The organism is Janthinobacterium sp. SUN033 (genome assembly GCF_030397595.1).
In the GTDB taxonomy this organism is placed as follows: Bacteria; Pseudomonadota; Gammaproteobacteria; order Burkholderiales; family Burkholderiaceae_D; genus Janthinobacterium; species Janthinobacterium kumbetense.
This window is the reverse complement of record NZ_JAPQNV010000001.1, coordinates 493,679-520,392: the sequence shown is the minus strand read 5'-3', so window position 1 is coordinate 520,392 and position 26,714 is coordinate 493,679. Positions and strand designations below refer to the sequence as shown.

The 26,714-nt window shown below is 65.3% G+C and carries 25 protein-coding genes; 13 read left to right on the top strand and 12 right to left on the bottom strand.

The annotated features are described in order from the left end of the window. From OX460_RS02470 to OX460_RS02420, 11 genes are all read left to right on the top strand, one after another. On the top strand, nucleotides 1–1,557 hold the full coding sequence (locus OX460_RS02470; RefSeq protein WP_289897526.1) for a hypothetical protein: 1,557 nt from the start codon (nucleotides 1–3) through the stop codon (nucleotides 1,555–1,557). Beyond that, complete coding sequence (locus OX460_RS02465; protein ID WP_251348301.1) at nucleotides 1,554–2,225, top strand: hypothetical protein; 672 nt, start codon at nucleotides 1,554–1,556, stop codon at nucleotides 2,223–2,225. The genes OX460_RS02470 and OX460_RS02465 overlap by 4 nt, the downstream gene beginning before the upstream one ends. Further along, nucleotides 2,222–2,629, top strand: coding sequence for a hypothetical protein (locus tag OX460_RS02460; RefSeq protein ID WP_251348300.1), 408 nt, complete (start codon nucleotides 2,222–2,224; stop codon nucleotides 2,627–2,629). Before OX460_RS02465 ends, OX460_RS02460 begins: the two co-directional genes overlap by 4 nt. After that, complete coding sequence (locus tag OX460_RS02455; protein ID WP_289897525.1) at nucleotides 2,626–3,384, top strand: hypothetical protein; 759 nt, start codon at nucleotides 2,626–2,628, stop codon at nucleotides 3,382–3,384. Before OX460_RS02460 ends, OX460_RS02455 begins: the two co-directional genes overlap by 4 nt. Continuing rightward, nucleotides 3,381–4,097 (top strand): type II secretion system protein, encoded by a 717-nt coding sequence (locus OX460_RS02450; RefSeq protein WP_289897524.1) that lies wholly within the window; start codon nucleotides 3,381–3,383, stop codon nucleotides 4,095–4,097. The genes OX460_RS02455 and OX460_RS02450 overlap by 4 nt, the downstream gene beginning before the upstream one ends. After that, nucleotides 4,097–4,870 (top strand): ABC transporter permease subunit, encoded by a 774-nt coding sequence (locus tag OX460_RS02445; RefSeq protein ID WP_289897523.1) that lies wholly within the window; start codon nucleotides 4,097–4,099, stop codon nucleotides 4,868–4,870. The genes OX460_RS02450 and OX460_RS02445 overlap by 1 nt, the downstream gene beginning before the upstream one ends. Further along, on the top strand, nucleotides 4,870–5,592 hold the full coding sequence (locus tag OX460_RS02440; RefSeq protein WP_289897522.1) for a hypothetical protein: 723 nt from the start codon (nucleotides 4,870–4,872) through the stop codon (nucleotides 5,590–5,592). Before OX460_RS02445 ends, OX460_RS02440 begins: the two co-directional genes overlap by 1 nt. Before the next feature lie 76 nt (nucleotides 5,593–5,668). After that, nucleotides 5,669–6,241 (top strand): prepilin-type N-terminal cleavage/methylation domain-containing protein, encoded by a 573-nt coding sequence (locus OX460_RS02435; RefSeq protein WP_289897521.1) that lies wholly within the window; start codon nucleotides 5,669–5,671, stop codon nucleotides 6,239–6,241. A gap of 27 nt (nucleotides 6,242–6,268) precedes the next feature. Then, nucleotides 6,269–6,631, top strand: a complete 363-nt coding sequence (locus tag OX460_RS02430) for a NirD/YgiW/YdeI family stress tolerance protein (RefSeq protein WP_099667507.1) — start codon at nucleotides 6,269–6,271, stop codon at nucleotides 6,629–6,631. Nucleotides 6,632–6,865: 234 nt separating this feature from the next. Next, entirely contained in the window at nucleotides 6,866–11,335 is a 4,470-nt protein-coding gene (locus OX460_RS02425; protein WP_289897520.1) for a PAS domain-containing protein, read from the top strand. After that, the gene (locus OX460_RS02420; protein ID WP_099667505.1) at nucleotides 11,332–12,255 is read left to right on the top strand and encodes a diguanylate cyclase; all 924 of its coding nucleotides are present in this window, start codon (nucleotides 11,332–11,334) and stop codon (nucleotides 12,253–12,255) included. Before OX460_RS02425 ends, OX460_RS02420 begins: the two co-directional genes overlap by 4 nt. Before the next feature lie 9 nt (nucleotides 12,256–12,264). Here OX460_RS02420 and OX460_RS02415 read toward each other — a convergent pair whose 3' ends face one another. The 7 genes from OX460_RS02415 to OX460_RS02385 all read right to left on the bottom strand — a co-directional run bounded on the left by OX460_RS02415 (nucleotide 12,265) and on the right by OX460_RS02385 (nucleotide 17,077). Next, nucleotides 12,265–12,456, bottom strand: a complete 192-nt coding sequence (locus OX460_RS02415) for a hypothetical protein (RefSeq protein WP_289897519.1) — start codon at nucleotides 12,454–12,456, stop codon at nucleotides 12,265–12,267. Between the two features lie 108 nt (nucleotides 12,457–12,564). After that, nucleotides 12,565–13,020: a MaoC family dehydratase gene (locus OX460_RS02410; protein WP_251348291.1), complete on the bottom strand. Its 456-nt coding sequence runs from the start codon at nucleotides 13,018–13,020 to the stop codon at nucleotides 12,565–12,567. Then, entirely contained in the window at nucleotides 13,013–13,510 is a 498-nt protein-coding gene (locus tag OX460_RS02405) for a MaoC family dehydratase (protein ID WP_099667501.1), read from the bottom strand. The genes OX460_RS02410 and OX460_RS02405 overlap by 8 nt, the downstream gene beginning before the upstream one ends. Further along, a complete protein-coding gene (locus tag OX460_RS02400) occupies nucleotides 13,507–14,652 on the bottom strand; it encodes an acyl-CoA dehydrogenase family protein (protein WP_289897518.1) in 1,146 nt (381 codons plus the stop codon). The genes OX460_RS02405 and OX460_RS02400 overlap by 4 nt, the downstream gene beginning before the upstream one ends. Before the next feature lie 16 nt (nucleotides 14,653–14,668). Continuing rightward, nucleotides 14,669–15,859 (bottom strand): acyl-CoA dehydrogenase family protein, encoded by a 1,191-nt coding sequence (locus tag OX460_RS02395; protein ID WP_289897517.1) that lies wholly within the window; start codon nucleotides 15,857–15,859, stop codon nucleotides 14,669–14,671. 182 nt (nucleotides 15,860–16,041) lie between these two features. Further along, nucleotides 16,042–16,392 carry a VOC family protein gene (locus OX460_RS02390; protein WP_099667498.1) on the bottom strand — a complete coding sequence of 117 codons (351 nt, stop codon included), beginning with the start codon at nucleotides 16,390–16,392 and terminating at the stop codon, nucleotides 16,042–16,044. 97 nt (nucleotides 16,393–16,489) lie between these two features. Then, the gene (locus OX460_RS02385) at nucleotides 16,490–17,077 is read right to left on the bottom strand and encodes a TetR/AcrR family transcriptional regulator (RefSeq protein WP_289897516.1); all 588 of its coding nucleotides are present in this window, start codon (nucleotides 17,075–17,077) and stop codon (nucleotides 16,490–16,492) included. Between the two features lie 152 nt (nucleotides 17,078–17,229). Between OX460_RS02385 and OX460_RS02380 the strand changes: the two genes are divergently transcribed. Continuing rightward, on the top strand, nucleotides 17,230–18,438 hold the full coding sequence (locus tag OX460_RS02380; protein WP_289897515.1) for an MFS transporter: 1,209 nt from the start codon (nucleotides 17,230–17,232) through the stop codon (nucleotides 18,436–18,438). Between the two features lie 12 nt (nucleotides 18,439–18,450). Here the strand turns inward: OX460_RS02380 and OX460_RS02375 are convergent, their stop codons facing one another. From OX460_RS02375 to OX460_RS02355, 5 genes are all read right to left on the bottom strand, one after another. After that, nucleotides 18,451–20,040, bottom strand: coding sequence for a TrkA C-terminal domain-containing protein (locus tag OX460_RS02375; protein ID WP_289897514.1), 1,590 nt, complete (start codon nucleotides 20,038–20,040; stop codon nucleotides 18,451–18,453). After that, nucleotides 20,040–20,273, bottom strand: a complete 234-nt coding sequence (locus OX460_RS02370; RefSeq protein ID WP_289897513.1) for a hypothetical protein — start codon at nucleotides 20,271–20,273, stop codon at nucleotides 20,040–20,042. Before OX460_RS02370 ends, OX460_RS02375 begins: the two co-directional genes overlap by 1 nt. A gap of 11 nt (nucleotides 20,274–20,284) precedes the next feature. After that, nucleotides 20,285–20,779: a hypothetical protein gene (locus OX460_RS02365; protein ID WP_289897512.1), complete on the bottom strand. Its 495-nt coding sequence runs from the start codon at nucleotides 20,777–20,779 to the stop codon at nucleotides 20,285–20,287. A gap of 232 nt (nucleotides 20,780–21,011) precedes the next feature. After that, on the bottom strand, nucleotides 21,012–23,297 hold the full coding sequence (gene metE / locus OX460_RS02360; RefSeq protein ID WP_289897511.1) for a 5-methyltetrahydropteroyltriglutamate--homocysteine S-methyltransferase: 2,286 nt from the start codon (nucleotides 23,295–23,297) through the stop codon (nucleotides 21,012–21,014). 280 nt (nucleotides 23,298–23,577) lie between these two features. Further along, on the bottom strand, nucleotides 23,578–24,612 hold the full coding sequence (locus OX460_RS02355) for a LacI family DNA-binding transcriptional regulator (protein ID WP_289897510.1): 1,035 nt from the start codon (nucleotides 24,610–24,612) through the stop codon (nucleotides 23,578–23,580). 339 nt (nucleotides 24,613–24,951) lie between these two features. On the opposite strand from OX460_RS02355, the gene araD reads away from it, so the two are divergent. Continuing rightward, on the top strand, nucleotides 24,952–26,688 hold the full coding sequence (gene araD / locus OX460_RS02350; RefSeq protein ID WP_289897509.1) for an L-arabinonate dehydratase: 1,737 nt from the start codon (nucleotides 24,952–24,954) through the stop codon (nucleotides 26,686–26,688). Nucleotides 26,689–26,714 lie beyond the last annotated feature (26 nt).

The following is a 26,714-nucleotide window of genomic DNA, read 5'->3' as shown; positions in this document are numbered from 1 at the left end:
GTGTTCCGCAAACAATTACTCTACCTCACCAGCGACGCCCTGTGCGCCTACGACTGGAACCACGGCGTGCTGGGCCCCGGCCAGGCCTTCCCCGCCAGCGCGGCCGGGCTGGACGGCTTCGCCGCGTGGCTGGAAGACCCGCAGGAGCGCAGGCTCGACGTGCCCGCCTACCTGCTGACGGACTTGATCGAGGAAGATTTCCAGCATCAGCTCGTGCCCCACGTGCGCGGCAAGGCGGGCCGCGCCCTGCTGGAGCGGCGCAAGCAGCAGTTACACCGCGACACGCCCTACCGGGGCAGCACCCTGCTGGGGCGCGAAAGCACGGGCCGCCACGACGACCAGGTACTGTTTTTCGCCCTCACCAATCCCACCTTGCTGCAACCGTGGACGGAGGCGCTCGAACACTTGCGCGTGCCCGTGGCCGGCATCTATTCGACCAGCCTGCTCAGTATCGCGCTGGTCAAAAAGCTGTCGATCGCGCACGAACACTTGCTGCTGGTGACGCAGCAATCGGGCGGCTTGCGGCAAAGTTACTATGAAAAGGGCCAGCTGCGCTTTTCGCGCCAGACGGCGACCATCGCGCTCGACGGCGTGGCCGTGAATATCGCGCTGGAAACGGAAAAGACACGGCAATTTCTCACCAGCACGCGCATGCTGGCGCGCGGCGACGTCCTGAATACCGTCATCCTGGCGCCGGCCGCGCAGATCGCCAAGCTCGAACTGCTGTGCGACAACGGCGTCGAAGTGGCTTACCACTTCATCGACCTGCAGCTGGCCGGCGAACGGGTGGGCTTGCGCCAGACGCCGGCGCTGGCCGACGAATTGCTGCTGACCTTGCTGGGCAAGCATCCGCCGTCCAGCCACTATCCGCCCGGCGCGCTGGCCCGCTATTACCACTTCCAGCGCGCGCGCAAGACGCTGTACGGCGCCAGCGCCCTGATCGGTGCGTCGGCCGCCCTGTGGTGCGTGATCAATTTGCTTGGCGGCATCGCCGACGGGGCCAGCACGCAGCGGCTGGCGCAGGAAACGGCGTCCTACCAGGAACGCTACCGCAGCGTCATGTCGACCCAGCCGCCGGCGCCGGCCAAGACGCAGAACATGAAAGTGGCCGTCACCCTGGGCCAGATGATCGCCAGCCAGGCGCCGGAGCCGGGTCGCCTGCTGGGCATGCTGAGCGCCGCGCTGGACCAGGCGCCGCAGGTCGCGCTGGGCCAGCTGCACTGGCACGCGGGCCAGGCGCCCGCGCGCGCGGCCGCCGGCCAGCCGCCGCCGCCGCAGACTGCGCCGCCCCGCAGCGCCCTGGCCGGCATCCCTGTCGCGCCGCCGCAGGCGCTGCGCCTGGAAGCGGACGTGGCCATGCCGAACAATGACTACCGCGCCGCCTTGGCCGCCATCACGGCCTTCGCGCAAACGCTGGCGCGCCAGCCGCGCATGCAGGTGACGATCGAGGAAACGCCGCTCGACCTGCGTCCCAGCGCGGCCCTGTCCGGCAAGAGCGCCGCGCCGGCGCAGGACAGCCAGGCCCGCTTTACCCTCTTGCTGGAGTGGCAGCCATGAGCGGCCCCGTGAAGCAGCCGCCCCTGCCCGGCATGCAGCGGGCAGGCACGCCCATGCGCACCCTGCCCGCCTGGCTTGGCGAACTGCACCTGGTGCGCGCCGCCCTGCTGTGCTTTGCGCTGACCTTGCTGGCCAGCCTGCTGCTGCTGAGCCTGACCGCCGCCTATCGCATGCGCGAAGCGCAACAGCTGTACCTGGCCCAGCACACGCGCGCGGCGGCGGCCACCCTGTTCAACCACGCGGAAGCGGAAAAGCAGGAAATCCGCGCCTACGAACCGCAATTTTTGGCCCTGCGCCAGCGCGGCCTGATCGGCGAAGAAAACCGCCTGGCCTGGATCGACGCCATCCGCCGCAGCCAGGAACAGCGCAAATTGCTGCCGATCAGCTATGACATCAGCCCGCAGCAAGCGCTGCCCGTGCCATTGCCCATGGTGATGGGGCAATATCACCTGCGCGGCAGCCGCATGCGCCTGCAGATGGATTTGCTGCACGAGATGGACTTGCTGAACCTGTTTGACGATTTGCGCCAGGCCGGCTATTTCGCAGTGCAGGATTGCACGCTCAAGCGCCACGGCGCGGCCGGCGGCGAGGCGGTGCCGACCCTGGGCGCCGAATGCGAACTGCTGTGGCTGACCGTCAACAGCGTGCCCGTGCCGGGGCGGCCATGAGGTCCGCCCGCATCCTGTGCGCGCTGCTGGCCGGCGCCGCACTCACGGCGCAGGCACAGCCGCTGGGACGTTTGTTCCTGTCGCCCCAGCAGCGCGCCCAGCTCGACGCGCAGCGCTACGGGCCGCCGCCACCCGATCCCGCCCTGGCTGCCCCCGCGCCACCGCCACCGCCGCCGCCCGCGCCGCCCGTGGAATTGAATGGCGTGGTGCAGCGCAGCAGCGGCCGCTCCACCGTCTGGCTGAACCAGGAAGCGCAAAACGAGCCGCACAACCGCCTTGCCCGCGACAAGCCCGGCACCCTGACCCTGCGCCTGTCGAATGGCCAGGCGGTGCTGCTGAAACCTGGCCAGCGCTACGACCCGGCCAGCGGCACGGTCACCGAGGCGCAGGAGACGCCGCCATGACGCCACGGCAAGCTCATTGTCAACCTCATCGGCAAGCTCGTTGGCAAGCTCGTCGCCAGCGCGGCGCCGCCCTGTTGCTGCTGGTGGCCGTGCTGGGCCTGGGCGCGGCCAGCCTGCTGATCAGCGCCTTTGGCCGCAAGACGGGCGAGGCCGAACGCCAGCAGCGCACGCTGGACACCCTGGCGCAGGCGCGCGAAGCCTTGCTGGGCTTTGCGGCGGTCAATGGCCGCCTGCCCCGTCCGGCCGCCTCCGCCCTCGACGGGCGCGAACGGGCCGCCGACTGCGCCGACGATGCCGCCTGCAGCGGCTTCCTGCCGTGGGTGGCGCTGGGCGTGGCGGGCAGCGACGCCTGGGGCAAGCTGCTGCGCTACAGCGTCACGCCGGAAATGGCGCGCGCGCCCATCGTCTCGTTTTCCGCCGTCGCCAACCGGGTCGTGCTCGAGCGCGACGCGCGCGGCGAATTCGCCTTCGTCGCGGGCCAGGCACTGTGCGACGTCAGCGTCGAATGCCTGCCCGTCGTGCTGTTCTCGCAAGGCAAGGACCACTACGGCACGGCCGCCAGCGGCGTGACGCAGATCAATACGGCACGCGGCAATCTCGACGAAGCCGCCAACGACCGCGCCAGCCGCAGTTTCATCGCCCGCCCCGCCACCGACAATGCCGCGCTGCCCGGCGGCGCCTTCGACGACATGCTCACCTGGATTACCTTGCCCACCCTGTACCAACGCATGCGCGCCGCGCGCAACCTGCCATGAGCCCCCGCCCGCATCCTTCGCGCCGCCAGGGCGGCTTTTCCCTGATCGAGATCGCCATCGTGCTCGTCATCGTGGGCCTGATGATAGGCGGCCTGGTCACGCCCTTGACGGTGCAGCTGGAACAGCGCAAGGTGGCCGAGACGCAACAGGCGCTGAATGAAGCGAAGGAAGCGCTGACGGGCTACGCGCTGCGCTACGGCTACCTGCCCTGTCCCGCCGTCTCCGCCATGAGCGGCCTGGAAGACCGGCGCGGCACCCGCTGCACGGGCGAAAAGCGCGCCGGTTTCCTGCCCTGGGCCACCCTGGGGCTGCGCCAGGGCGACAGCTGGAACAATCTGTTCCGCTACAGCGTGACGCCGGCCTTCAGCGACAGCGGCCAGCTTTTCAGCCTGTCGACGCCGCGCGACATCAGCATCGTCACGCGCAATGGCGGCGCGCTGCTGCAGGCGACGGCCTTGAACGACATCCCCGCCATGATCATGTCGCACGGCAAGAACGGTTTCGGCGCCACGGGCGTGCAGGGCCAGCGCCAGGCTGTGCCTTTCGGCAACAATGTCGACGAGCGCAACAATGCCTCGAACGCCACCACCGTCATCAGCCGCGCCGCCAGCGGCCCGCAGCAGCCCGGCGGCGAGTTCGACGATATCGTCGCCTGGCTGTCGCCGAACATCCTGTTCAACCGCATGGTGGCCGCGCAAAGGCTGCCCCGCTGATGTCCATGCTCTCGCCCGCCGCCACCATCGCCCGCTACACCTTGCTCGAAGCGCTGCGCAGCCGCCTGCCGTGGCTGTTCCTGCTGGCCGCCTGCGGCGCCGCCGCCCTGGCCGGCTTCCTGCAGCAACTGGCGCTGACGGAAAGCGGCGCCGTGCAGGCGGCGTTGCTGGCGGCCGCCTTGCGCCTGGCCGGCGTCTTCCTGCTCGCCACCTTCATCATCACCAGCATGGCGCGCGAAGCGGCCGACCGGGGCCTGGAACTGCTGCTGGCGCTGCCCATGCCGCGCGCCGCCTACCTGCTGGGCAAACTGCTGGGCTACGGGGCCCTGGCAGCCGTGCCCGCCGTGCTGTTCGGCCTGCTGATGGCGCTGTTCGCCGCGCCCGCGCAAAGCGCGCTGTGGGCGCTGTCGCTGCTGGGCGAATTGTGGATCGTCACCGCCTTCAGCCTGCTGTGCGCGGACAGCCTGCAGCAGGCCCTGCCGGCGCTGGCCGCCACCAGCGGTTTCTACGTGCTGGCGCGCATGCTGGGCAGCCTGCAACTGCTGGCGCACGGCCCGCAAGCGGGCGACTCGCTGGTGCAGCGGGCCACGGCCGGCGCCATCGACGTGCTGGCCCTGTTGCTGCCCCGCCTGGACGCCTTTGCGCGCACGGAATGGCTGCTGTACGCCACCGGCGACTGGCCAGCCCTGGCCAATGTGGCGGCGCAAACCGGCATCTACGTGGCCTTGCTGGCCAGTTGCGCGCTGTGCGACTTTTACCGCAGGAACATCTGATGGCCGCCGCCCAGCGCCCCTGGAGCAGCGTGCCGCGCCCCCTGTGCTGGCTGCTGGCGGCATGCCTGCTGCTGCAGCTGGGCTGGCGCCTGGCGCAGCAGCAAGCGCCGGCGCAGGCGCGGCCCCTGCCCGCCGCGCCGCCGGCGGGCGTGGCGCGCCTGGCCAGCCTGGGCGAGCCGCTGGCCATGTCGAAAGCCATGCTGCTGTACCTGCAGTCGTTCGAAGACCAGGCCGGTGTCAGCCTGCCGTGGCGCCAGCTCGACTATGACCGCCTGGCCGGCTGGCTGGAAACGGCGCAAACGCTCGATCCGCGCAGCCAGTATGCGCTGGTGGCCGCCAGCGAAGTGTACGCGGGCGTGGCCGACCCGCAGCGCGTGCGGCGCATGCTGGCCTTTGTCGCCGCCAGCTTCGCGGCCGACCCGCAGCGCCGCTGGCCCGCCATGGCGCAGGCGGCGCTGGTGGCGAAGCACCAGCTGCGCGACCTGCCGCTGGCCCTGTCGTATGCGCGTGAACTGCGGCGGCTGGCGACGGGTCCGCAAGTGCCATCCTGGGTGCGCGAGATGGAAGCGTTCATCCTGGAAGACATGGACCAGCTCGACAGCGCCCGCCTGGTGATCGGCGGCCTGCTCGCCAGCGGCCAGATCAGCGATCCGCACGAACTGGCCTTCCTCGCGCGCCGGCTCGACGAACTTGCCAAGAAGAAAGCAAAGGCCACGCCATGACCCTGCCATGCGCGCCCGGCATCAAATGCAGTAAACTGCCAACCCAAGTTGTCGCACTTTTTTCCAAGGAAATCCCATGCTCCCACGCCGCCAGCACGGCTTTACGCTCGTAGAAATCGCCATCGTCCTGGTCATCATCGGCTTGCTGCTCGGCGGCGTGCTCAAGGGACAAGGCTTGATCGACAGCGCCAAGGTGAAAAACATCATCCAGCAATCGAATGCGCTGACGGCCGCCGTCAACGCCTACCAGGACAAGTTCCGCGCCCTGCCCGGCGACGACCTGCAGGGCACCCTGCACGTGCCCAATTCGGCCGGCAACGGCAATGGCGACGGCCAGATCGGCGACGGCCAGCCGCGCGAATTCACCCTGGCGCCGCAGCACCTGGCCCTGGGCGGCTTCATCACCGGCTCGTTCAACGGCACCTCGCAATTCATGACCAGCGCCCAGGGCGGCGCCGTCTACCTGTACAACGACGAAGTGGGCGGCCGCGCCGGCAATGGCATCCGTTTCGACAACTTGCCCGAAAGCTACGCAGAACAGATCGACAGCAAACTCGACGATGGCGTGGCCAGCACGGGCAGCGTCCGGGCGAACATGCCCTATGGCAATGCCGGTGCTATCATCCCCCGCACCGCCGTTTTCTTCTGACACGCCAGTCACTATCAAAGGAATACCATGCCACTGCACCGCAAACTCATCGTCTCCCTGGCCGCCTGCGCCTTGCTGGCCGGCAGCGCGCACGCCCAATACGTGGGCCCGACGGCCGGCCCGGCCGCGCCCAGCAGCGTGGCCGCCATCCTGAAAAACCCCGTCGACGACCAGGCCGTCGTGCTGCGCGGCCATTTGCTGCGCAAAGTGGGCAAGGAGAAATACACGTTCTCCGACGGCACGGCGGAAATCCGCGTGGACATCGACGACAAGGTCTTCATGAACCGCAAGATCGACGCCAAGACCCAAGTGGAAATCCGCGGCGAAGTGGAGAAAGATTTCATGGAAAGCCCGGAAATCGATGTCGACGTGCTGACCGTGGTGCCATAAACCCGCCTTGCCATCCCGCCGCCATGGCGGGATGGGCGTTCCCCCTCCTCTGTATGCCTTGCGCAACCTTTTTTCCACTCCAGAAACTAGGCTTGTCAGAAGAATCAATTTCGTCTAGCATCTTTTCATTCAAGGTCAGCCAGCGCCAGCGTGAGCCTGCCTGTCGACTCATCCATTCTGGGAGCTTTCCGGGTGCAAGATTTGCCTTCGATACGCTCAAGAATTTCATGGCTGGTGCTCGCCTGGGTCATTCCGACGGCGCTCGTGTTTCTCCTGCTCGTGGCGCAAAGTTACACGCGCGAACGCGACCATGTTGTCAGCGAAACGGCGCAGGCGGCGCGCGCAGTGGCAGCCGCCGTCGAACGCGACTTGAACGGCGCCCAGATGGCCGCGCGCATCCTGGCCGGCTCGCCCGCCCTGCAAGCGGACGACATCGGCGCCCTGCGGGCCCTGGCCGCCGGCCTGCTGCAGCCTGGCCTGGCCGTCAGCGCCTTCATCGTCTCCGACGCCAAGGGCCGCCAGCTGATCAATACGACCCTGCCCGCCAGCCAGGCGCCGCCTCCCCTGCCGCAAAAATGGGCCGCCAGCATGGAGCGCACGCGCGACTCCGGCAAGCCGCGGCTGACCAGCCTGACCAAGGCGCCCGACAGCCTGCCGCAGCTGGCCCTGAACCTGCCCTTGCCGCGCAACCAGGGTAGCGCCTACGTGCTGACGGCCCTGTACCCGCCCGACTACCTGGCCGTGCTGCTGCGCGAGCTGCACCTGCCAGCCTACCTGGGCGCGGCCATCATCAATGCCGACGGCATCAACGTGGCGCGCACGCTGGCGCCGCAGCGCTATGTGGGGCAGCGCACGGTGGCGCCCCTGCTGGAACAGATACGCCAGGCGCGCGAAGGCGTGCTGCGCCATGCCACGCTGGAAGGCATCGACGTCTATACGGGCTTTCGCCGCGCCCCGGACGCCGCCTGGACGGTGGCCGTCACCATGCGCACCAGCACGGTGGCGCAAGCCCTGCTGCGCTCGGTAGTCACGGGTTCCCTCATCCTGGCGCTGCTGCTGGGCGCCGGCTTCGCCCTGGCCTGGCGCGTGGGCGGCCGCCTGGCCAGCACCCTGCAGGAACTGACGCAGCAGATCCATGCGCTGGCGCAAGGCAAACCCCTGCTCTCGAACCGGCATGCGGACCGCGAATCGGCCGACATGGCCAGCGCCCTGGGCGCGCTGGAACGCGACCTGCGGCGTCACCGCACGCAACTCGAAAGCCTGGTGGCCGAACGCACGCTGGCCCTGGAAAAATCCACGCGCCTGCTGGAAACCGTGTACGCGACGGCGCCGATCGGCATGCTGTTCGTGGACCTGGACTTGCGCATCGTCATGATCAACCACTACCTGGCCGCCATCAACGGGGCCAGCGTGGCGCAGCACCTGGGCCGCCCCCTGGGCGCCATGCTGTTCGACGACGCCGTGCGGGCGGAGGTGGAACGCTGCGTGCGTCAGGTGCTCGCGACGGGACAGCCCATCGTCGACATCGAATTGAAGGGCCACAGCGGCCGGCAGCGCGAGCAACTGAGTCACTGGATCGTCTCGTACCACCCGATTTTCGGCCCGGAACAGCAGTTGCTGGGCGTATCGGGCCTGTGGCTGGACATTAGCGAGCGCAAGCGCAGCGAAGCGGAATTTCGCCGCTCGAAACACTTGTTTGGCACCATCATCGAAAACATCCCGGCCATGGTCTTCGTCAAGCGCGCCGACAAGCTGAGCTTTGAAATGGTCAACCGCCACGCGGAACTCACCCTGGGACGCTCGCGCGAGCAATTGCTGGGCAAGACGGACCACGATTTCTTCCCGCCGCAGCAGGCGTCCGCCTTCGTCAGCGCCGACCGCAAGCTGCTGGCCACGGGGCAGATGGTGGAAATCGAACAGGAAGCGATCAATACGGCCGACGGCACCACGCGCCACTTCACCACGCGCAAGGTGGTCTTGCGCGACGATGCGGGGCGCGCCAGCCATGTGCTGGGGGTATCGATCGACATCACGGAACGCAAGCGCGCCACCGAGGTGCTGCACGCCACCACGTGGCGCCTGGAACAGAACGAACGCTTCATCCGCACCGTCACCGACAACCTGCCCGGCATGGTGTCGTACTGGGGCGCCGATTTACGTTGCCGATTTGCAAATAAATTCTATAACGAATGGTTTGGCCGCAGCAGCGCCGAACTGGCCGGCATCCACATGAGCGAATTGCTGGGGCAGGAACTGTTCGACGTGTATGCGCCCCACGTCGAGGGCGTGCTGGCGGGCCGGCCGCAAAGCTTCGAACGCGACCTGCTCGATCCCGGCGGCCAGGTGTGCCACACGTGGACCAACTACATCCCCGATTTCGACGACGGCGGCGGCGTGCGCGGCTTCTTCGTGCTGGCCTCGGATGTTTCCGAACTCAAGCGCACGGAATTGCGCCTGCATGAACTCAACGAGCAGATGGTGCGCGCGCGCGACAAGGCCGAGGCCGCCAGCGTCGCGAAAAGCGAATTCGTCGCCAACATGAGCCATGAAATCCGCACGCCGATGAACGCCATCATCGGCCTGGCGCGCCTGCTGGAAGAGTCGCCGCTGGAACGGCGCGAGCGCAGCTATGTGGGCAAGATCCAGATGGCGACGCAGTCGCTGCTCAATATCGTCAATGACGTGCTCGATTTCTCGAAGATCGAGGCGGGACAGATGGTGCTGGAACAGCGCCGCTTCCAGCTCGAACGCATGTTGGGCAGCGTGGGCGTGTTGCTGGCCAGCAGCGCCTGGGCGCGCGGCGTGGAGCCCGTGTTCGTGCTCGCCCCCGGCGTGCCGGACGAACTGATCGGCGACGCCCTGCGCGTGGAGCAAATCCTCATCAACCTGATGGGCAACGCCGTCAAGTTCACCTCGCATGGCGAAGTGGTGTTGTCGATCGACAAGGTGGCCGAGGATGCGGACAGCGCCACCCTCGAATTTTCCGTGCGCGACACGGGCATCGGCATCGGCGCGGCCGAGCAGGAACGCATCTTCGACGCGTTTTCCCAGGGCGACAGCGGCACCAGCCGCAAATATGGGGGCACGGGACTGGGGCTGGCCATCTGCCGGCGCATGGTGGAATTGATGGGCGGCACCCTCAGCGTGAAAAGCACGCTGGGCAAGGGCTCCGACTTCCGCTTCGGCTGCCGCTTCGACAAGGTGGCGCCGCCGCCCGAGCCGCCCGGCAAGAGCGCGCCCAGGGTCCAGTCGCTGCTGATCATCGACGACAATGCCAGCGTGCGCGCCATGCTGGAAGAGTGGTGCGCGGCGCAGGGCTGGCACAGCCGCAGCGCCGACAGCGGCGCGGCCGGTCTGGCCCTGCTGCGCGCCCACAGCAGCGGCGGGCCGGCGGCGGACCTGGTGCTGCTCGACGCGGCCATGCCTGGCATGGATGGCATTTCCATGCTCACCGAGGCGCGCGCCGACGAACGCCTGGTGCTGCCGCCCGTGATCATGCTGGTGGCCGACCAGGATAGCGAAAACCTCGAACGCCTGGCCGACAGCCTGATGTTGGCAGGCATCGTTTCAAAGCCGGCCACCCCGGCGCGCCTGCTGGCGGCCGTGACGGCCGTGCGCGAAGGCCGCAACACCCCTTCGGCGCTGCCCGCGTCCACGCCCTTGTCGGGTTTGCTCACCGGCATGCGCGTGCTGCTGGTGGAAGACAATGAAATCAACCAGGAAGTGGCGCAATACATCCTGCTGCATTCGGGCGCGCGCGTGACCGTGGCCGCCAACGGCCGGCTGGCCGTCGACTTGCTCACCAGCACGCCGGACGCCTGGGACGTGCTGCTGATGGATTTGCAGATGCCCGTCATGAACGGCTACGACGCCACCCTGGCCATCCGCGCCCTGGGCTTGCCGGACTTGCCCATCATCGCCATGACGGCCAATGCCATGGACGAAGACCGCCTGCGCGCCATCGCCAGCGGCATGAATGCGCATGTGGCCAAGCCCATCGATGTCGACGAGATGATACAGACGCTGACCCGGCTGGTGCCGGCGCCCTTGGGTGGCGACAGCGCCGTGCCGGCAGGCGATGCCGTCGCGCGGACGCTGGACTTGCCCGCCACGGTGCCCGGCATCGACCTGGCGGCGGCCCTGCACCGCTTCGGCGGCGACTACGGCGCCTTCCTGGCCCTGCTCAAGCGCTTTGAGAATTCGCAAGGCGACGCCGTCGAGGAAACGCGCCGCCTGCTGGCCGCCGGCCAGGCGCAGCAGGCGGCGCAGCTGCTGCACCGCGTGTGCGGCGTGGCGGCCAACCTGGGCGCCACGCAGATCGCCAGCCTGGCCGCCGAGACGGAGAAAACGCTGAAAACGGGGCAATCGCACGCCACGGCCGCCTTGCTGGGCCGCCTGGAACAGGCGATGGCCGAAGTCATCGAAGCGGCGCGCACCCTGCCTTCGCCCTTGCGGCGCGGCCAGCCGGCGGCGGCCGCGCCCGGCAGCGGGCCCGTCGACCTGCACGCCGGCCTGGCCGAATTGCTGGTCTTGATCCGCAACAACAACCTGAAAGCGCTGGCGCAATTTCACGCGCTGCACCCCGCCCTGCAACAGTCAGACCGGGAAGCGGCGCTGGCGATGGCACATGCGATTGAAACGCTGAATTTTGCCGAGGCGGAAAAACTCGTGCTCGATCAGCTGAAACGAGAGGAAAACAAGTGAGCTGGACCAACCTTGCCATGAACGGGCGCATCCTCATCGTCGATGACGCCATGGAAAACATCCAGATCCTGCACCAGCTGCTGCGCGAGGAGCACGACGTGCTGTTCGCCCTCAGCGGTGTGAAGGCGCTGGAAATTGCGCATAATCAACTGCCGGACCTGATCCTGCTCGACGCCGTCATGCCCGGCATGGATGGCTACGCCGTGTGCAGCGCGCTGCGCGAATCGGCCCTGCTGAGCGCCATTCCCGTCATCTTCGTCACGGCCCTGAACCAGCCCGAGGACGAGACGCGGGCGCTGGAAGCGGGCGCCGTCGATTTCATCACGAAACCGTTCAACGCGGCCGTCGTGCGCGCCCGCGTGCGCAGCCAGCTGACCATCAAGCGGCAGGCCGACGCCATGCGCGAACTGTCGCTGACGGATTCGCTCACGGGCGTGGCCAACCGGCGCAGCTTCAACGACACGATGGACAGCGAATGGCGGCGCTGCGCGCGCGACGGCGTGCCGATGGCCATCATCATGGCCGATATCGACCATTTCAAGGATTACAACGATACGTACGGCCACCAGGCGGGCGACCTGTGCCTGCAGCAGGTGAGCGCCGCCCTGCGCCGCTGCGCCGTGCGCCCGCCCGACCTGCTGGCGCGCTACGGCGGCGAGGAATTCATCATCCTGCTGCCGCAGGAAACGCGCGACGGCGCCGAAGTGGTGGCCCAGCGCATCCTCGACGAAGTGCGCGCGCTGGACATTCCCCATGCCAAATCGAGCGTCGGCCCGCACGTCACCGTCAGCCTGGGCATGGCCAGCGTCATGCCCACGGAAGGCATGGACCCCAGCACCCTGATCCGCGCCGCCGACGCCCTGCTGTACCGCGCCAAGCATACGGGGCGGGACAGGTATTGCGCGTCGGAAGAGGAGTGAGCGTGCCGGCTAGCGGCTCCTTGCCGGCGCGGCATTGGAACGATTGGTCCCCGATGGCCGTCCCGTCGTGCTGGGCCAGCCGCCCGCATTGCCCGGGCCAGGACCTCTGCCCGTAGCGCCGCTGCCCCCGGCGGCCGCCTTGCCGCTGCCCGTGGCGCCCTTGCCGGCGCCGCTATTTCCACTGTTTGCCTTGTTGGACATCATCGCCTCCTTCGCCGGAAAACGCCGGCGCGCCACCAGCGTACACCCGGCGCACGCGCAGAAGCGCACGACTGCCTGCCGGCCGGCGAAGCGGGTTCAACTTGCTGCTCAGGGATAACAGCGCATCAAAAACTCCGCCACGCACACGGGTTTCGTGTCGCCTTCCCGCTCCATGGTGACGGCCCAGTTGACTTGCGCCCCTTCCGGCAAGTCGTCGACGGAGAGGATGTCGAGGCGCGCGCGCAGGCGGCTGTTCACGGGCACGGGCGCGGGGAAGCGCACCTTGTTGAGCCCATAATTGATGGCCATGCGGATGCCGGCCATGTGCAAGGCCCCCTGCAGCATGGCGGGCAACAGGGACAAGGTCAAGAAACCGTGCGCCACGGTGCAGCCATACGGCGACTCGCGCGCGCAGCGCTCCGCGTCGACGTGGATCCACTGATGGTCGTCCGTCGCGTCGGCAAAGGTATCGATGCGCTGCTGGGTGATGGTCAGCCAGTCGGAAACGGCCACGTGCTGTCCTGCCAGGGCCTGGAAACCGGCGATGCCGGCGATATCACGCATGGTGTTGCTCCGCTGGCTCCGCCGGGCGGCGGCCGAACATGCCCATGCCCTCCACCGTCGTCACCACTTCGCCGTGCTGGTTGCGCACGCTCCACACGGAAATGACGATGCCGCGGTCCGGTTTCGACGTGGATGGGCGCACTTCCTTGACTTGGTAGGTCAGCTGCAAGGTATCGCCCGCGCGCACGGGCTTGAGCCAGCGGATGCTGTCCAGGCCGGGCGAGCCCATGCTGGACGAGTGCTTGAGCAGGTTATCCACCACCAGGCGCATCATCATGCCGCACGTGTGCCAGCCGCTGGCGATGACGCCCTTGAAGATGGTTTTTTCGGCGGCCGCATGGTCGACGTGGAACGGTTGCGGATCGAAATCCGTGGCGAAGGCGATGATTTCCCGCTCCGTCACGTGGCGCTGGCCCAGGTCGATTTCCAGGCCTTGCGTAAAATCTTCGAAATACCAGTGCTTGGGTTTGATTCCGGTCAATGCGGTCATGCGGTCTCCGTCGGCAAAAAGCCCGGCTGGGCGATAAAGCGCTCGATATGGTGCTCCACGTCGCCCAGGGTCAGGGCGATCATGGAAAGGCGCTTGAAATGGTGGGCGGCAGGCAATTCATCCGTCACGCCCATGCCGCCATGCAATTGCACGGCTTGCTGGCCGACAAAGGTGGCGGCAAGGCCCACCCTCGCCTTGGCGGCGGAGACCGTGCGTCGCCGCTCGGCCGCGTCGGCACTGTCGACCTTGGCGGCGGCCAGCATGGCCATCGAGCGCGCCTGCTCCAGGTGGATGAACATGTCGGCCATGCGGTGCTGCAAGGCCTGGAACTTGCCGATCGGCGCGCCGAACTGCTGGCGCGTTTTCAGATACTCGAGCGTGGCGGCGAAGATGGCGTCCATGGCGCCCACGGCTTCCGCGCACAGCAGGGCCGCGCCGTAATCGACGGCCGCGTCCAGCACGCCCCAGCCCTGCCCCGCCTGACCGATCAGCGCGTCATGCCCCAGCACCACTTGCACGAGGGTGACGGTGGCGGCACGCTGGCCGTCGATGGTGCGGCAGTCGCGCACGGTCACGCCCGGCGCATCCACAGGCACGAGGAACAGCGAAATGCCGTCAGTGCCGTCCTGGCCGCCGCCGCTGCGCGCGGAAACGATCAGGGCGCCCGCCTGCGCGCCGTGGATGACGACGGTTTTCTCGCCATCCAGCACGAAACCGTCGCCGCTGGCCGTGGCGGTGGTGGCGATGTCATGTAAATCGTGGCGCGACTGGCGTTCGCCCAGCGCGCAGGCGAGCTTCAGGCTGCCGCCGGCAACCTGCTCCAGCACGGCGTCGTGGCCGCCCGCCAGGGTCAGGAAGCGCGCCCCCAGCATGGTGGCGAAATACGGTTCGACCACGAGGCCGCGCCCCAGTTCCTGCATCACCAGCAGCATGTCCACGGCCGTGCCGTCGAAGCCGCCCGCCGCGGCCGGCAGCGGCAAGGCCGTCATGCCCAGCTCGGCCAGGGTGGCCCAGGCAGCGCTTGAGACGCCCGTGGCCGAGTGGACGATCTGCTTGCGCGTTTCAAACGAGTAATCCTTGTCGACCCAGCGCCTGAGCGCATCGGCGAATTGCTGCTGTTCCTGATTGAATTGGAAGTCCATGTCGTCTCCTTCTGGCTTACAGGCCCAGGATCATCTGCGTGATGATATTTTTCTGGATTTCATTCGAGCCGCCATAGATCGATGTCTTGCGGTAATTGAAGTAATACGCGGCCAAGGGCGCTGCCAGGTCGTCGCCGGCGGCACTGTGCGGCGCGCTGCCGTCGAGGAACGATGGATCGAAGGGCAAGGCTTGCGGGCCGATGGCTTCCACCATCAGTTCCGTCAGCTGCTGCTGCAGTTCCGAACCGCGCACCTTCAGCATCGACGCCTGCGGTCCCGGCCCCTTGCCTTCATCGCTGATGACGCGCAAGACCGTCATTTCCAGCGCCATCAATTCGATTTCCAGGGTAGCGACCTTGGCCGCGAAGGCGGCATCGTGCAGCAGCGGCGCGCCGCGCTTGGTTTGCTGCATGGCCAGTTGCTTGAGGAAAGTCAATTCGCGCTTGGAGCGGCCGACGGCGGCGATGCCCGTGCGCTCGTGTCCCAGCAGATACTTGGCGTATGTCCAGCCCTTGTTTTCCTGTCCCACCAGGTTGCTGACGGGCACGCGCACGTTGTCGAAGAAGACTTCGTTCACTTCATGTTCTTCATCGAGCATGATGATGGGACGCACGTTGATGCCCGGCGTTTTCATGTCGATCAACAGGAAACTGATGCCTTCCTGCTTGCGCACCGTGCTATCCGTGCGCACCAGGCAAAAGATCATGTCCGCGTGCTGGCCCAGGGTCGTCCAGGTTTTCTGGCCATTGACGATGTAATGGTCGCCATCGCGCTGGGCCGTGGTTTTCAGGGAAGCGAGGTCGGACCCGGCGCCCGGCTCGGAGTAGCCCTGGCACCACCAGTCGTCGCAGTTGAGGATGCGCGGCAGATAATATGCTTTCTGTTCGGCGTTGGCGAAGGCCATGATGACGGGCGCCACCATGTTGACGCCGAATGGCAGGATGGGCGGCGTGGCGGCGCGCGCGCACTCGTCTTCCCAGATGTGGCGCTGCACGGCCGTCCAGCCCGTGCCGCCATGTTCGACGGGCCAGGCCGGCGCGGCCCAGCCTTGCTTTGCAACAATCTTGTGCCAGCGCACGTAATCGTCGCGGTTCAGGCGCAGATGCTGGCGCACCTTGCGCTGCAAGTCCGCCGGCAAATGGGTGTCGAGGAAGGCGCGCACCGTATCGCGGAACGCCGTCTCCCCGGCCGTGTAATGCAGGTCCATGTCTGTCTCCTTGTTCTTATCGGTTGCCGTGATGACTGCACGCAAGGAAGCTCAGCGCACAAAAAAGCACGACCGTTCTCAATGATTGTACAACAGATTGGGAGCGGCGCCAGGGGTTTTACAAAGGCTGGCGCGCAAGGGAAGCGGGCGGAATTGATTGCCTGCTGCCGCAGGTACTTCGCCTATATGTGCGACAGGATATTAATGAGCTTGCCGAAAGGGTCGCGCACGAAAAACCGCCTGACACCCCAAGGTTCATCGACAGGACCATATTCAATGGGAAACCCCGCCACACGCATGCGTGCCAATGCGGCATCCACGTCATCGACTTCTATGGAAAGATCGGGCACAGCGGTGTTCGAGCCGCCTTGCGTCGCGAAGCTCACTTGCACGCTCATCTCGCTTTGCGAACCATACGTCATGATCCAGCCATGGTCCATCAACAGGCTCAGACCCAGCACGTCCTCGTAAAACGTCCGCGCCAGGCCCGGATCCGACGCCGGGAAATTTGCAACGATACGCTTGACTTGCATATTTTTCCTCCATGTCTATATAAGTCCAACCCTGCTCAATATCGTCATCCACGTCTCCAGACGTGTCCGCTTCTGGCGAGATTGCCACTGTACACAATTATCTTTGAAGCAACATCCCCCGCAGCAGCAATTCCAAAGCCGCGATTGCTTTTATCAGGCGCGCATTGCCTTCGTCACCGTCTGCGATCCAGAACGCCGCTTCTGCCAGGCTGCCGTAGATCAACGAAGCCAATGCCTCTGGGCAAGCGTCGACCACGATGCCTTGCTGAATCAGCTGCTGGATCAGCCCTTGCATCGATTCGAGGCAATGGCGCTGCGAATCCGGTGAGGCGCCGCCTAAAACCGCCCTGGCATCGCGCAAGACGATGCGCTGAATTTCCGGCTCCAGGGCCATTTCCAGATAGGCACGGCAGCGCTGGCGAAAGCCTTCCCACGAGTCTGCGGCGCTATCGGAGATGGCTTGCAGGCGGCCATCCATTTCCGCGTCGAGCTGCTCCACCACGGCCAGCAGCAAGCCCTTCTTGTCGCCGAAATGATGATACAGCGCACCACGCGTCAGCCCTGCCTGCGCCGTCAGGTCGTCCATCGATGTGTCGGCATAGCCGCGCTCGCTGAACACTTTGCGGGCCGTGGCCAGCAACGATGCGCGGGTTTCTTCCATTTCCACACGGGTGCGACGAACCATTACTCTCTCCTTACATACGCAGCGTATGATTATTTACATTCATTACGTATGTATATATACTATTCATACGCGCTGTATGTATTATCACTTTGATGCCCCTTCGTTGCAAGCAGGGCGCCGTATATCGCATGATCACATGAAGGATATGAACCATGAGTACGTCTCCCCACGTTGCCACAGAAACCACTGTCCGCCACCCATGGCTGGCGGTCGGCGCGGTCGGCATGGCCACCTTTTCGGTCGTGACGACGGAAATGCTCCCGGTCGGCCTGTTGACGCCGATTGCAGACACGCTGGACACCTCCACGGGAACCGCCGGCCTGATGATCTCGCTGCCAGCATTGCTGGCGGCCTTGTTCGCGCCGCTGGTCGTGGTCGCATCGGGCAGCCTGGACCGGCGCAAGATTCTCTGTGGTTTGCTGAGTCTGTTGGTGATCGCGAACATTGCCTCGGCCCTGGCGCAGAATATGGCGTGGATGCTGGCTGCCCGTGTGCTCGTCGGTTTTTGCATGGGCGGCATCTGGGCCATCGCCGGCGGCCTCGCTTCCCGCCTGGTTCCTTCCCGCTCGACCGGCCTGGCAACGTCGATCATCTTCGGTGGCGTGGCGGCAGCTTCCGTGCTGGGCGTGCCGCTAGGCGCACAAATCGGCGACGTTGCAGGATGGCGCTGGGCCTTCGGCGTCATGGCGCTGTTCAGCAGCCTGGTACTGGCGCTGCATCTGGCCGTCATTCCCGCCCTGCCCGCGGCCGGTGCGGCGACTTTGCGCCAATTCGGCAGACAGCTGCGCAACAGGCAGTTGCAGGCGGGGCTGCTTCTGACTCTGTTGCTGGTGACCAGCCATTTCATGGCCTTTACCTTCGTGCGCCCGCTACTGCTGTCCGTGTCGGGGTTTGATGCGCAATGGCTGGGCGCGCTGCTGTTTGCCTATGGCTGCGCGGGCATCATTGGAAACTTCCTGGTGGGCGTGGTTGCCGTGCGGCGCACGGCGACTACCATCATCGCCATCTCGGGCGGACTGCTGCTCACGCCGCTGCTGTTCCTGGCTATCGGCGATTCCGGCATCGGCGGCGGCATGGTATTGCTGGCCTGGGGACTGGCCTACGGTGGCGTATCGGTCGGCCTGATGACCTTGATGCTGAAGGCGGCGCCCCGGGCCGTGGAGATCGTCGCCGCGCTGTATGTCGGTGTCTTCAATATCGGCATTGCGCTCGGGGCGTGGACCGGTGGCCAGGCAGTGGACAGGCTGGGCCTCTCAGCCAACCTGTGGCTTGCCGCAGGATGCGCCGCGGCCGCCTTGCTGTTGTCTTTTGGCATCCGTTTTATTGAAGCCAACAAGCAACTTCGCCCTGCAAGCGATTGACGCTGGCCGCCATCACCCGTACAGATGCAGCAGCACTTGCACGGCCACGATCTTGACGATGGTCATGCTGGGGAAAATCATGGCATAGCCCAGGTTCGGGCGGTCGGACTTGGCCAGGCGGTTGGCGAACACCAGCACGGCCGGGTTGCCCGTGGCGCCGGCCGCGATGCCCAGCAGCTCGGGAAACGGCAGGCGCAGGAAGACCTTGCCCAGGATAACCACCAATGCCACCACCACCAGCACCGTCACGGCCCCCAGCGCCAGCATGGGCAAGCCATCGGCGCCCACTTGCTGCACGAAGGGCAAGCCGGACGCCATGCCGACGGAGGCGAGGAAAATCGTCAAGCCATAGTTGCGCATGACCAGGTTGGCCGACAGCGGCAAGCGCCAGCTGATCCGGCCCACCCTGCCCAGGCGCCCCAGGATCAGCGCCATCACCAGCGGACCGCCCGCCAGGCCCAGGCTGAACGAGCCTATCCACGGCAAGGGGATAGGCACCAGGCCCAGCAATACACCCAATACCATGCCCATGCCCAGCGAGACATAGCTGAACTCGGCCGTGGCCGTGATGGAATTGCCGAACAGCTTGCGCACATCGGCTGCATGTTTCGCTGGTGCAATGGCCATCACCCTGTCGCCGAATTCCAGGGTCAGGAACGGGTGCGGCAGGATCATGGCGTCGCCGCGGCGTATGAAGGCGATCTGCAGGGGAAAATCTTTCCCAAGATTCAGCTCGCCCAGGGGCACGCCGACGATTTCCGCATCCGATACGAACACTTCCGTGCCATCGAACGCGCTGCGGTCCTTCATCAGGCGGCCCGGATCCAGGTGGCCCAGCGCCGTGCGCGCCGCTTCCACGCCCGCCACCGTGCCCGACACCATCAGCGCATCGCCCACGCCGAGCACGAGGCCCGGATCGGGCAAGCGGTTCTGGTGACCCTGGCGCACGCCGATCACTTGCACGCCCGCCAGGGGACCATCGGCCAGTTCGGACAGGGCCGCACCCGCCAGTTTCGCTTCATCGATGGTAATTTCGGACACGACGATGGGCGCCGGCGGCGGCGTCAGCACGGGTTTTAATATGCGCCCCGCCAGGTACAGGCCCAGCATGGGGCCGACGACGCCGAACGGGTACGCGACGGCATAGCCGACGGCCGCGTCGCCATTGCCGTGCGACGCTTCCAGCGCGGCCTGCAGGGCGGCCGTGCTGGTCATGGCGCCGGCAAACACGCCGCTGGCCATGCGCAGCGAGATATCGATCCACTGCCCGCCCCAGACGGACACGGCCAGACCGCCCATGACGGCGGCAAAGGCGATCAGGTTATGTTTCTGCCCCGCACCGCGCAAGCCGGCGAAAAACTGCACGCCATACTGCACGCCTATGCCATACAGAAACAGCAGCAAGCCGATGGAGCCGACCATCGGCGGCGGCACGGCACCGGGGGCAAAGGCGCCCAGCGCCAACCCCGCGAACAGCACGCCGCCCACGCCCAGCGAAAAGCCGAACATGCTGATGCGCCCCAGCGCATAACCGGCGCCGATGACGAGAAACAGGGCGAGGATGGGCGTGGACTCCAGCGTGTGGCGAAATAATTGAAGCATCAGGCAACCTTGGTCTGGGGAAGACCCAGTTTAGCATGCACAAAAGCAACACGATGGCGATGATGGCAAGCAAGCGTGCGCAGCTTTGTACATATAAAACGGGCAAAAAAAAGCCCGCTGCGGGAGCGGGCTGAATCTAATTCCTGTGAGGAAGTAGAGGAGACAGGTGCAATGATGCTGTATCGCAACATATAAAGCCAATTGCATGTTGTGATGATGGAAATATGTTTCATCAATATCTGACCTAGGACGTTCCGAAAATGAGGAGTTTTCGCTGCGATCGTTGTTCGCGCGTCACCAGCACGCGGGCTTGCTCCACGCTTACGCAAGTCTGCGGCGCAAACCCCGCTGGCACGGTCTGCGCATCGCGCGCGATGACTTGCGGATCATTGAGCACGTCATAGTCTGCACGCTTGAAAAACAGTTGCTCGATACCGGCGCCCCCCGCCGGTAGCGGCTTGACGACGATGAGCGACCAATGGCCTTCATCCCCCAGAAATTGCTTTTGCTTCAGGAAGGCGTTGACGCGGTCTGCATGGGGCGCCGATTCGCTCAGCTCGCTCTGATAAAGACCCAGCGGGCACAGCGCCGTGCCGGCCGGCCACCCCATGTCGGGCAACGCTGCGACCGTGACCGGGCGCAACTGGGCCAGATGGCGGTCGAGCGGGTGCTTTTCCGCCGAGCAGGCGCCAAGCGCCATCAGCGCGAGCATGCCGGCGGCGCGTAACGGAGAAATCATCGGGCGGTTTCCTTCTTGAGGGTAGGATTACGTGAAGGTATGGTAAGCGATCAGCCGATGGAAACGGGCAAAAAAAAGCCCGCTACGGAAGCGGGCTGAATCTATTTCCTTGGAGGAGATAGAGGAGACAGGTGAATGATGCCGCATCGCAGCATCATTATCCAATTGCATGTTGTGATGATAGAAATACGATCCCGCTATATCTCAACAGGCCTCCCCTGCCCCGCCATCCTCAGACCTTGTCGCCGCGCAAGGTTTTCGCCGCCGCCACCATATTGGCCAGCGCGGGAATGACTTCTTTCCAGCCGCGCGTCTTGAGGCCGCAATCGGGGTTGACCCACAGGCGGTGCGCGGGGATGCGTTCGGCCGCCTTGCGCATCAGCTTGACCATCTGTTCCTGGCTCGGAATGTTGGGCGAGTGGATATCGTAGACGCCGGGACCGATTTCGTTCGGGTAATTAAAATCATCGAAGGCGTCCAGTAATTCCATGTCGGAACGCGACGTTTCGATCGTGATGACGTCCGCATCCATGTCGGCGATCTGCGCGATGATGTCGTTGAATTCCGAATAGCACATGTGCGTGTGGATCTGCGTTTCATCGGCCACGCCATTGGCCGTGATGCGGAACGATTCGACGGCCCAGCGCAGATACTCGGCCCATTGCGATTTGCGCAGCGGCAAGCCTTCGCGCAGCGCCGCTTCATCGATCTGTATTACGCGGATGCCGGCCTGTTCCAGGTCCTGCACCTCGGCGCGCATGGCCAGCGCCAGCTGGTGGCACGACACGGAACGGGGCTGGTCGTCGCGCACGAAAGACCAGTTCAGGATGGTGACGGGGCCCGTCAGCATGCCTTTCATCGGCTTGTCCGTCAGCGACTGGGCATAGGTGCTCCACTCCACCGTCATGGCGCGCGGGCGGCTGATGTCGCCGAACAAAATGGGCGGCTTCACGCAGCGCGAACCGTATGATTGCACCCAGCCGAACTGGCTGAAGGCGTAGCCGTCGAGCTGTTCGCCGAAGTATTCCACCATGTCGTTGCGTTCCGCCTCGCCATGCACGAAGACGTCCAGGCCCAGGCTTTCCTGTTCCTGCACGCAATGGGCGATTTCCGCCTGCATCAGCTTTTGATAGCCGGCTTCATCCAGCTGCCCGCTGCGGAACTGGCTGCGGGCCTGGCGGATTGGCGCCGTCTGCGGAAACGAGCCGATGGTCGTCGTCGGGTACAGCGGCAGTTGCAGCAGCGCGGCTTGCTTGGCGGCACGCTCGGCATAGCCGCTGGCGCGCTGGCCCAGGCTGGCGTCGATGCGGGCCACGGCCACCTTGACTTGAGGATTATGCACGCGCGGCGACTGGCGGCGCGCTTGCACGGCCGCATGATTAGCATCCAGCGCCGCTTGCACGCAGGCGCGGCCCTGGTTCAGGGCGCCGGCGATGGTGTGTACTTCATCGAGCTTTTGACGGGCAAAGGCCAGCCAGGATTTGATCTCCGTGTCGAGCTTTTGTTCGCTGTCCAGGTCGACGGGCACGTGCAGCAGGGAGCACGACGGCGCGATCCACAGGCGCGACTGCAGCCTGGCGTGCACGGGTTCCAGCCACGCCAGCACCTCGTTCAAGTCCGTCTTCCAGATATTGCGGCCGTTCACCACGCCCAGCGACAAGACATTGGAACTTGGCAATTGGGCGATCACTTGCTCGACTTCCTCGCGGGCGTTGACGGCGTCCAGGTGCAAGCCCTGCACGGGCAGCGTGCACGCCAGCGCCAGGTTGTCTTGCAGCTTGCCGAAATATGTGGCCAGCAGCAGTTTGACGCTGTTGACCTTGCTCAAGGCAGCGTAGGCCGTGACGAGCGCCTGCTGCCAGGCGCCGCCCAGTTCCGTGACGAGTATCGGCTCGTCGATCTGCACCCACTCCACGCCCTGCGCGGCCAGTTCCTGCAGCAGTTGCACGTAGACGGGCAGCAAACCTTGCAGCAGCGCCAGCTTGTCGGAATCGTCCTTGGCCTTGCCCAGCCACAAATAAGTGACGGGCCCGATCAGCACGGGCTTGGCTTTCACTCCGAGCTGCCGCGCTTGCGCCAGTTGCTGCAACAGGCGGCTGCTGTCGAGCTTGAATTGCGTGCCGGCCGCGAATTCCGGCACGATGTAATGGTAATTGGTGTCGAACCATTTCGTCATTTCGCCGGCGTGGACGCAGCTGCAATCGCTGTCGCTGGCCGAGCGGCCGCGGGCGACACGGAAATAGTTATCGAGCGCCGCGCCAGTCAGGCCGCGCACGCGCTGCGGCAGGTTGCCGAGGGTAAAGCTCAAGTCCAGCACCTGGTCGTAGAAGGAAAAGTCGCCCACGGGCGCCAGGTCCAGCGCATTCTGGTCTTGCCAGTGGCGCTGGCGCAATTCGGCGCCCTGGCCTTCCAGCGCGGCCAAGGTGCTGCCGCCCTTCCAGTAATCTTCCAGGGCGAATTTCAATTCGCGTTTGGCGCCGATGCGCGGGTAGCCCAGATTGTGTGTCGTGACGGTCATGGCGGTAGTGCCTCCTAGTGAAGTATGAATACATCATAGAGGCTTTCCTCCATGAAAAATAATGGTAAAACTTCATACATCCATTATTAATACTCATGTGAATACATGCTCGAACACCGGCGGGGCAAAAAAAAAGCCCGCTGCGGGAGCGGGCTGAATCTAATTCCTGTGAGGAAGTAGAGGAGACAGATGAATGATGCCGCATCGCAGCATATCAAGCCAATTGCATGTTGTGATGATGGAAATATGATTCATCAATATCTGTCGCAGCCGGGGCATCTCAGGCGCTGGCCCGCGCGATCAGCTGGTAGGCCAGCGGCGCCAGGGTTGGCGGCGCCGCGCCCTCATCCACTTCGCCCAGGCGCTGCAGGATGGCTTGCGCGGCCAGCCGGCCGATGTCATAGCGGGGCACGCGGATCGTCGTCAGCGCCGGCATGAGTTTTTCCGAGAACGGGAAGTCGCCAAAGCCCGCCACCGCGCATTGCTCGGGAATGCGGATGCCCAGGCGCGCCGCTTCATAGATGGCGCCGGCAGCCATGTTGTCGTTGGCAAAAAACAGGGCGTCGGGACGCTCGGCGCGCGCCATTTGCTCGCTGAATACCTGCCCGCCCGCGTCGAGCGGCGCCGTCACCGATGCTTGCACGATTTCCGCACGCAAACCCAGCTGCCGCATGGTTTCCTCATAGCCCTGGGCCCGCTTGCGCGCGCGGAAATCGCTGCCGATGCCGCTGTCGACGTAGACGATGCGCCGGTAGCCTTGCGCGTGCAGGTACAAGGTCATGTCGCGCCCCGTGGCGATGTGCGAAAAACCGATTTGCGGATACGGCCGCTCGGGGCGGATATCCCACGTTTCGATGACGGGAATCTGCAAGCCGGCCAGCAAGGTTTCCGTGGCGGCACTGTGGTCGGCGCCTGTCAGCACCAGCGCACGTGGCGACCAGCCGAGAAAGGCGCGCACCACCTTTTCTTCCGTCTCGATCGAGTAATCGTGGGTGGCCAGCAGCAACTGGTAATTGTGCTGCGACAAGGTGGTCGACAAGCCCTGGATGGTTTCCGCAAAGATGGAGTTCGATACGCTGGGCACGATGGCGCCCACGATGCGGCCCTGGGTCGACGCGAGGCCGCCGGCCGCCTCGTTACGGATATAGCCGAGCTGGTCGATGGCGCTCTTGATGCGCTCGCGTGTTTCCTGCGACACGCGGTCCGGCTCCTTGAAATAGCGCGACACGGAAATGGCCGAGGTCTGTGCCAATTTGGCCACATCGAACACGGTGCTGCGGCCGAGGCCACGCCGCTTGCGTACTGGGTCGTTCATGGGTACTGCCTTCTCAAAAATCGGTGATCACCATGCATCATGCCATGGCCGGCGGCACAGGGGATGCCAGAGTGGCGCCGCTGCGCCGCGGCGCACCGCGAGGCATGCCGGCCGGGCCGCAGAAGTTCCACCCTGGAAATTGGTGCCATTGAAATCATGCCGATAGTGTAATGGCTACGCGCATTCCCCCTGCATTAAATCTGTTGACAGCCCCCTGCGATTCAAATTATATTTCGCTGTACTTGCAATGTTAGCGCTAACAAAGGCGACAGGCAAGACCCGAGACAGCCGCACTGGAACGCCATACGCAGCGCGCCAGGCAACCAAAAAGGACACACATTGAGCTCCGCTACCTCCCGCCGCACGCTGGAATCCCTGCGCAGCCAGCGCTGGCTGGCCCCAGACGACATGCGCTCGTTCGCCCACCGCCAGCGCCTGCAGCAGATGGGCCTGCGCCGCGAGGAATTCCTCGACCGCCCAGTCATCGCCATCATCAATACCTGGAGCGACCTGTCGCCGTGCCACTCGCACCTGCGCGAGCGGGCCGAAGCCGTCAAACGGGGCATCCTGCTGGCCGGCGGCTTCCCCGTCGAACTGCCGGCCCTGTCGCTGGGCGAAGTGATGGTCAAGCCCACCACCATGATCTACCGCAACTTCCTCGCCATGGAAACGGAAGAACTGCTGCGCTCGCTACCCATCGACGGCGCCGTGCTGCTCGGCGGCTGCGACAAGACGACGCCCGGCATGCTGATGGGCGCCATCAGCATGGACATCCCCGCCATCTTTTGTCCTGCCGGCCCCATGCTCAACGACCGCTATCGTGGCCAGAGCGTGGGCGCGGGCACGCATACCAAGAAATTCTGGGACGACTACGTGGCCGGCGACATCGCCAAGCCCGAGTGGATCAAGCTGGAAGCAAAAATGACGCGCTCGCCCGGCACCTGCAACACCATGGGCACAGCGTCCACCATGACGTCCATCGTTGAAGCCATGGGCTTTACCTTGCCAGGCGCCACCAGCATTCCCGCCATGGACGCCAACCACGTGCGCATGGCTTCGCAATGCGGCGAGCGCATCGTCGGCATGGTGTGGGAAGACTTGAAGCCGTCGCGCTTCTTCACCCGCGCCGCGCTGTCGAATGGCGTGGCCGCCTATATGGCGCTCGGCGGCTCGACCAACGCGGCCATCCACCTGGTCGCCATTGCCGGGCGCGCCGGCCTGGCCCTGTCGCTCGATGAAATGGATGCGATGGCGCAAAAAGTGCCCGTCATCGCCAACCTGTTCCCATCCGGCGACAAGCTGATGGAAGATTTCTTCTATGCGGGCGGCATGCCGGCCCTGCTCAAGGAAATCATGCCGCAGCTGGACTTGACGGCCTTGACGGTGACGGGCCGTACCCTGGGCGAGAACATCGCCGACGCCGTCTGCCTGGACGACAGCGTCATCCGCAAGGTGTCGCAGCCGGTGGCCGACGGCGCGGCGCTGGCCGTGCTGCGCGGCAACCTGTGTCCTGGCGGCGCCGTCATCAAGCCGTCGGCCGCCAATCCGAAGTTCGCCAAACACCGCGGACGCGCCCTCGTGTTCGACTCGAACGCGGAAATGCTGGCGCAGATCCACGCGCCCGACCTGGACATCGATGAAAACACGGTCTTGATCCTGCGCAATGGCGGCCCCATCGGCGCGCCCGGCATGCCGGAATGGGGCAATCTGCCCGTGCCGAAAAAGCTGCTGCAGCAAGGCATCCGCGACATGGTACGCATCTCCGACGCGCGCATGAGCGGCACCCATTACGGCACCTGCGTGCTGCACGTCACGCCGGAAGCGGCCGTCGGCGGCCCCCTGGCCCTCGTGTGCAACGGCGACATGATCGAACTGGACATCGCCGCGCGCACCCTGAACATGGATGTGACGGACGAGGAACTGGCGCGCCGCCGCGCCGAATGGCAGGCGCCGGCGCAGAAATATGCGCGCGGCTACACCAAGCTGTACATGGAGCACGTGACACAGGCGGACCAGGGCTGCGACCTGGACTTCTTGCTGGGCAACGCCGCCACGCCGGAGCCGCCGATTTTCTGATGCCGCCGCCTCCCCTACCTATATAG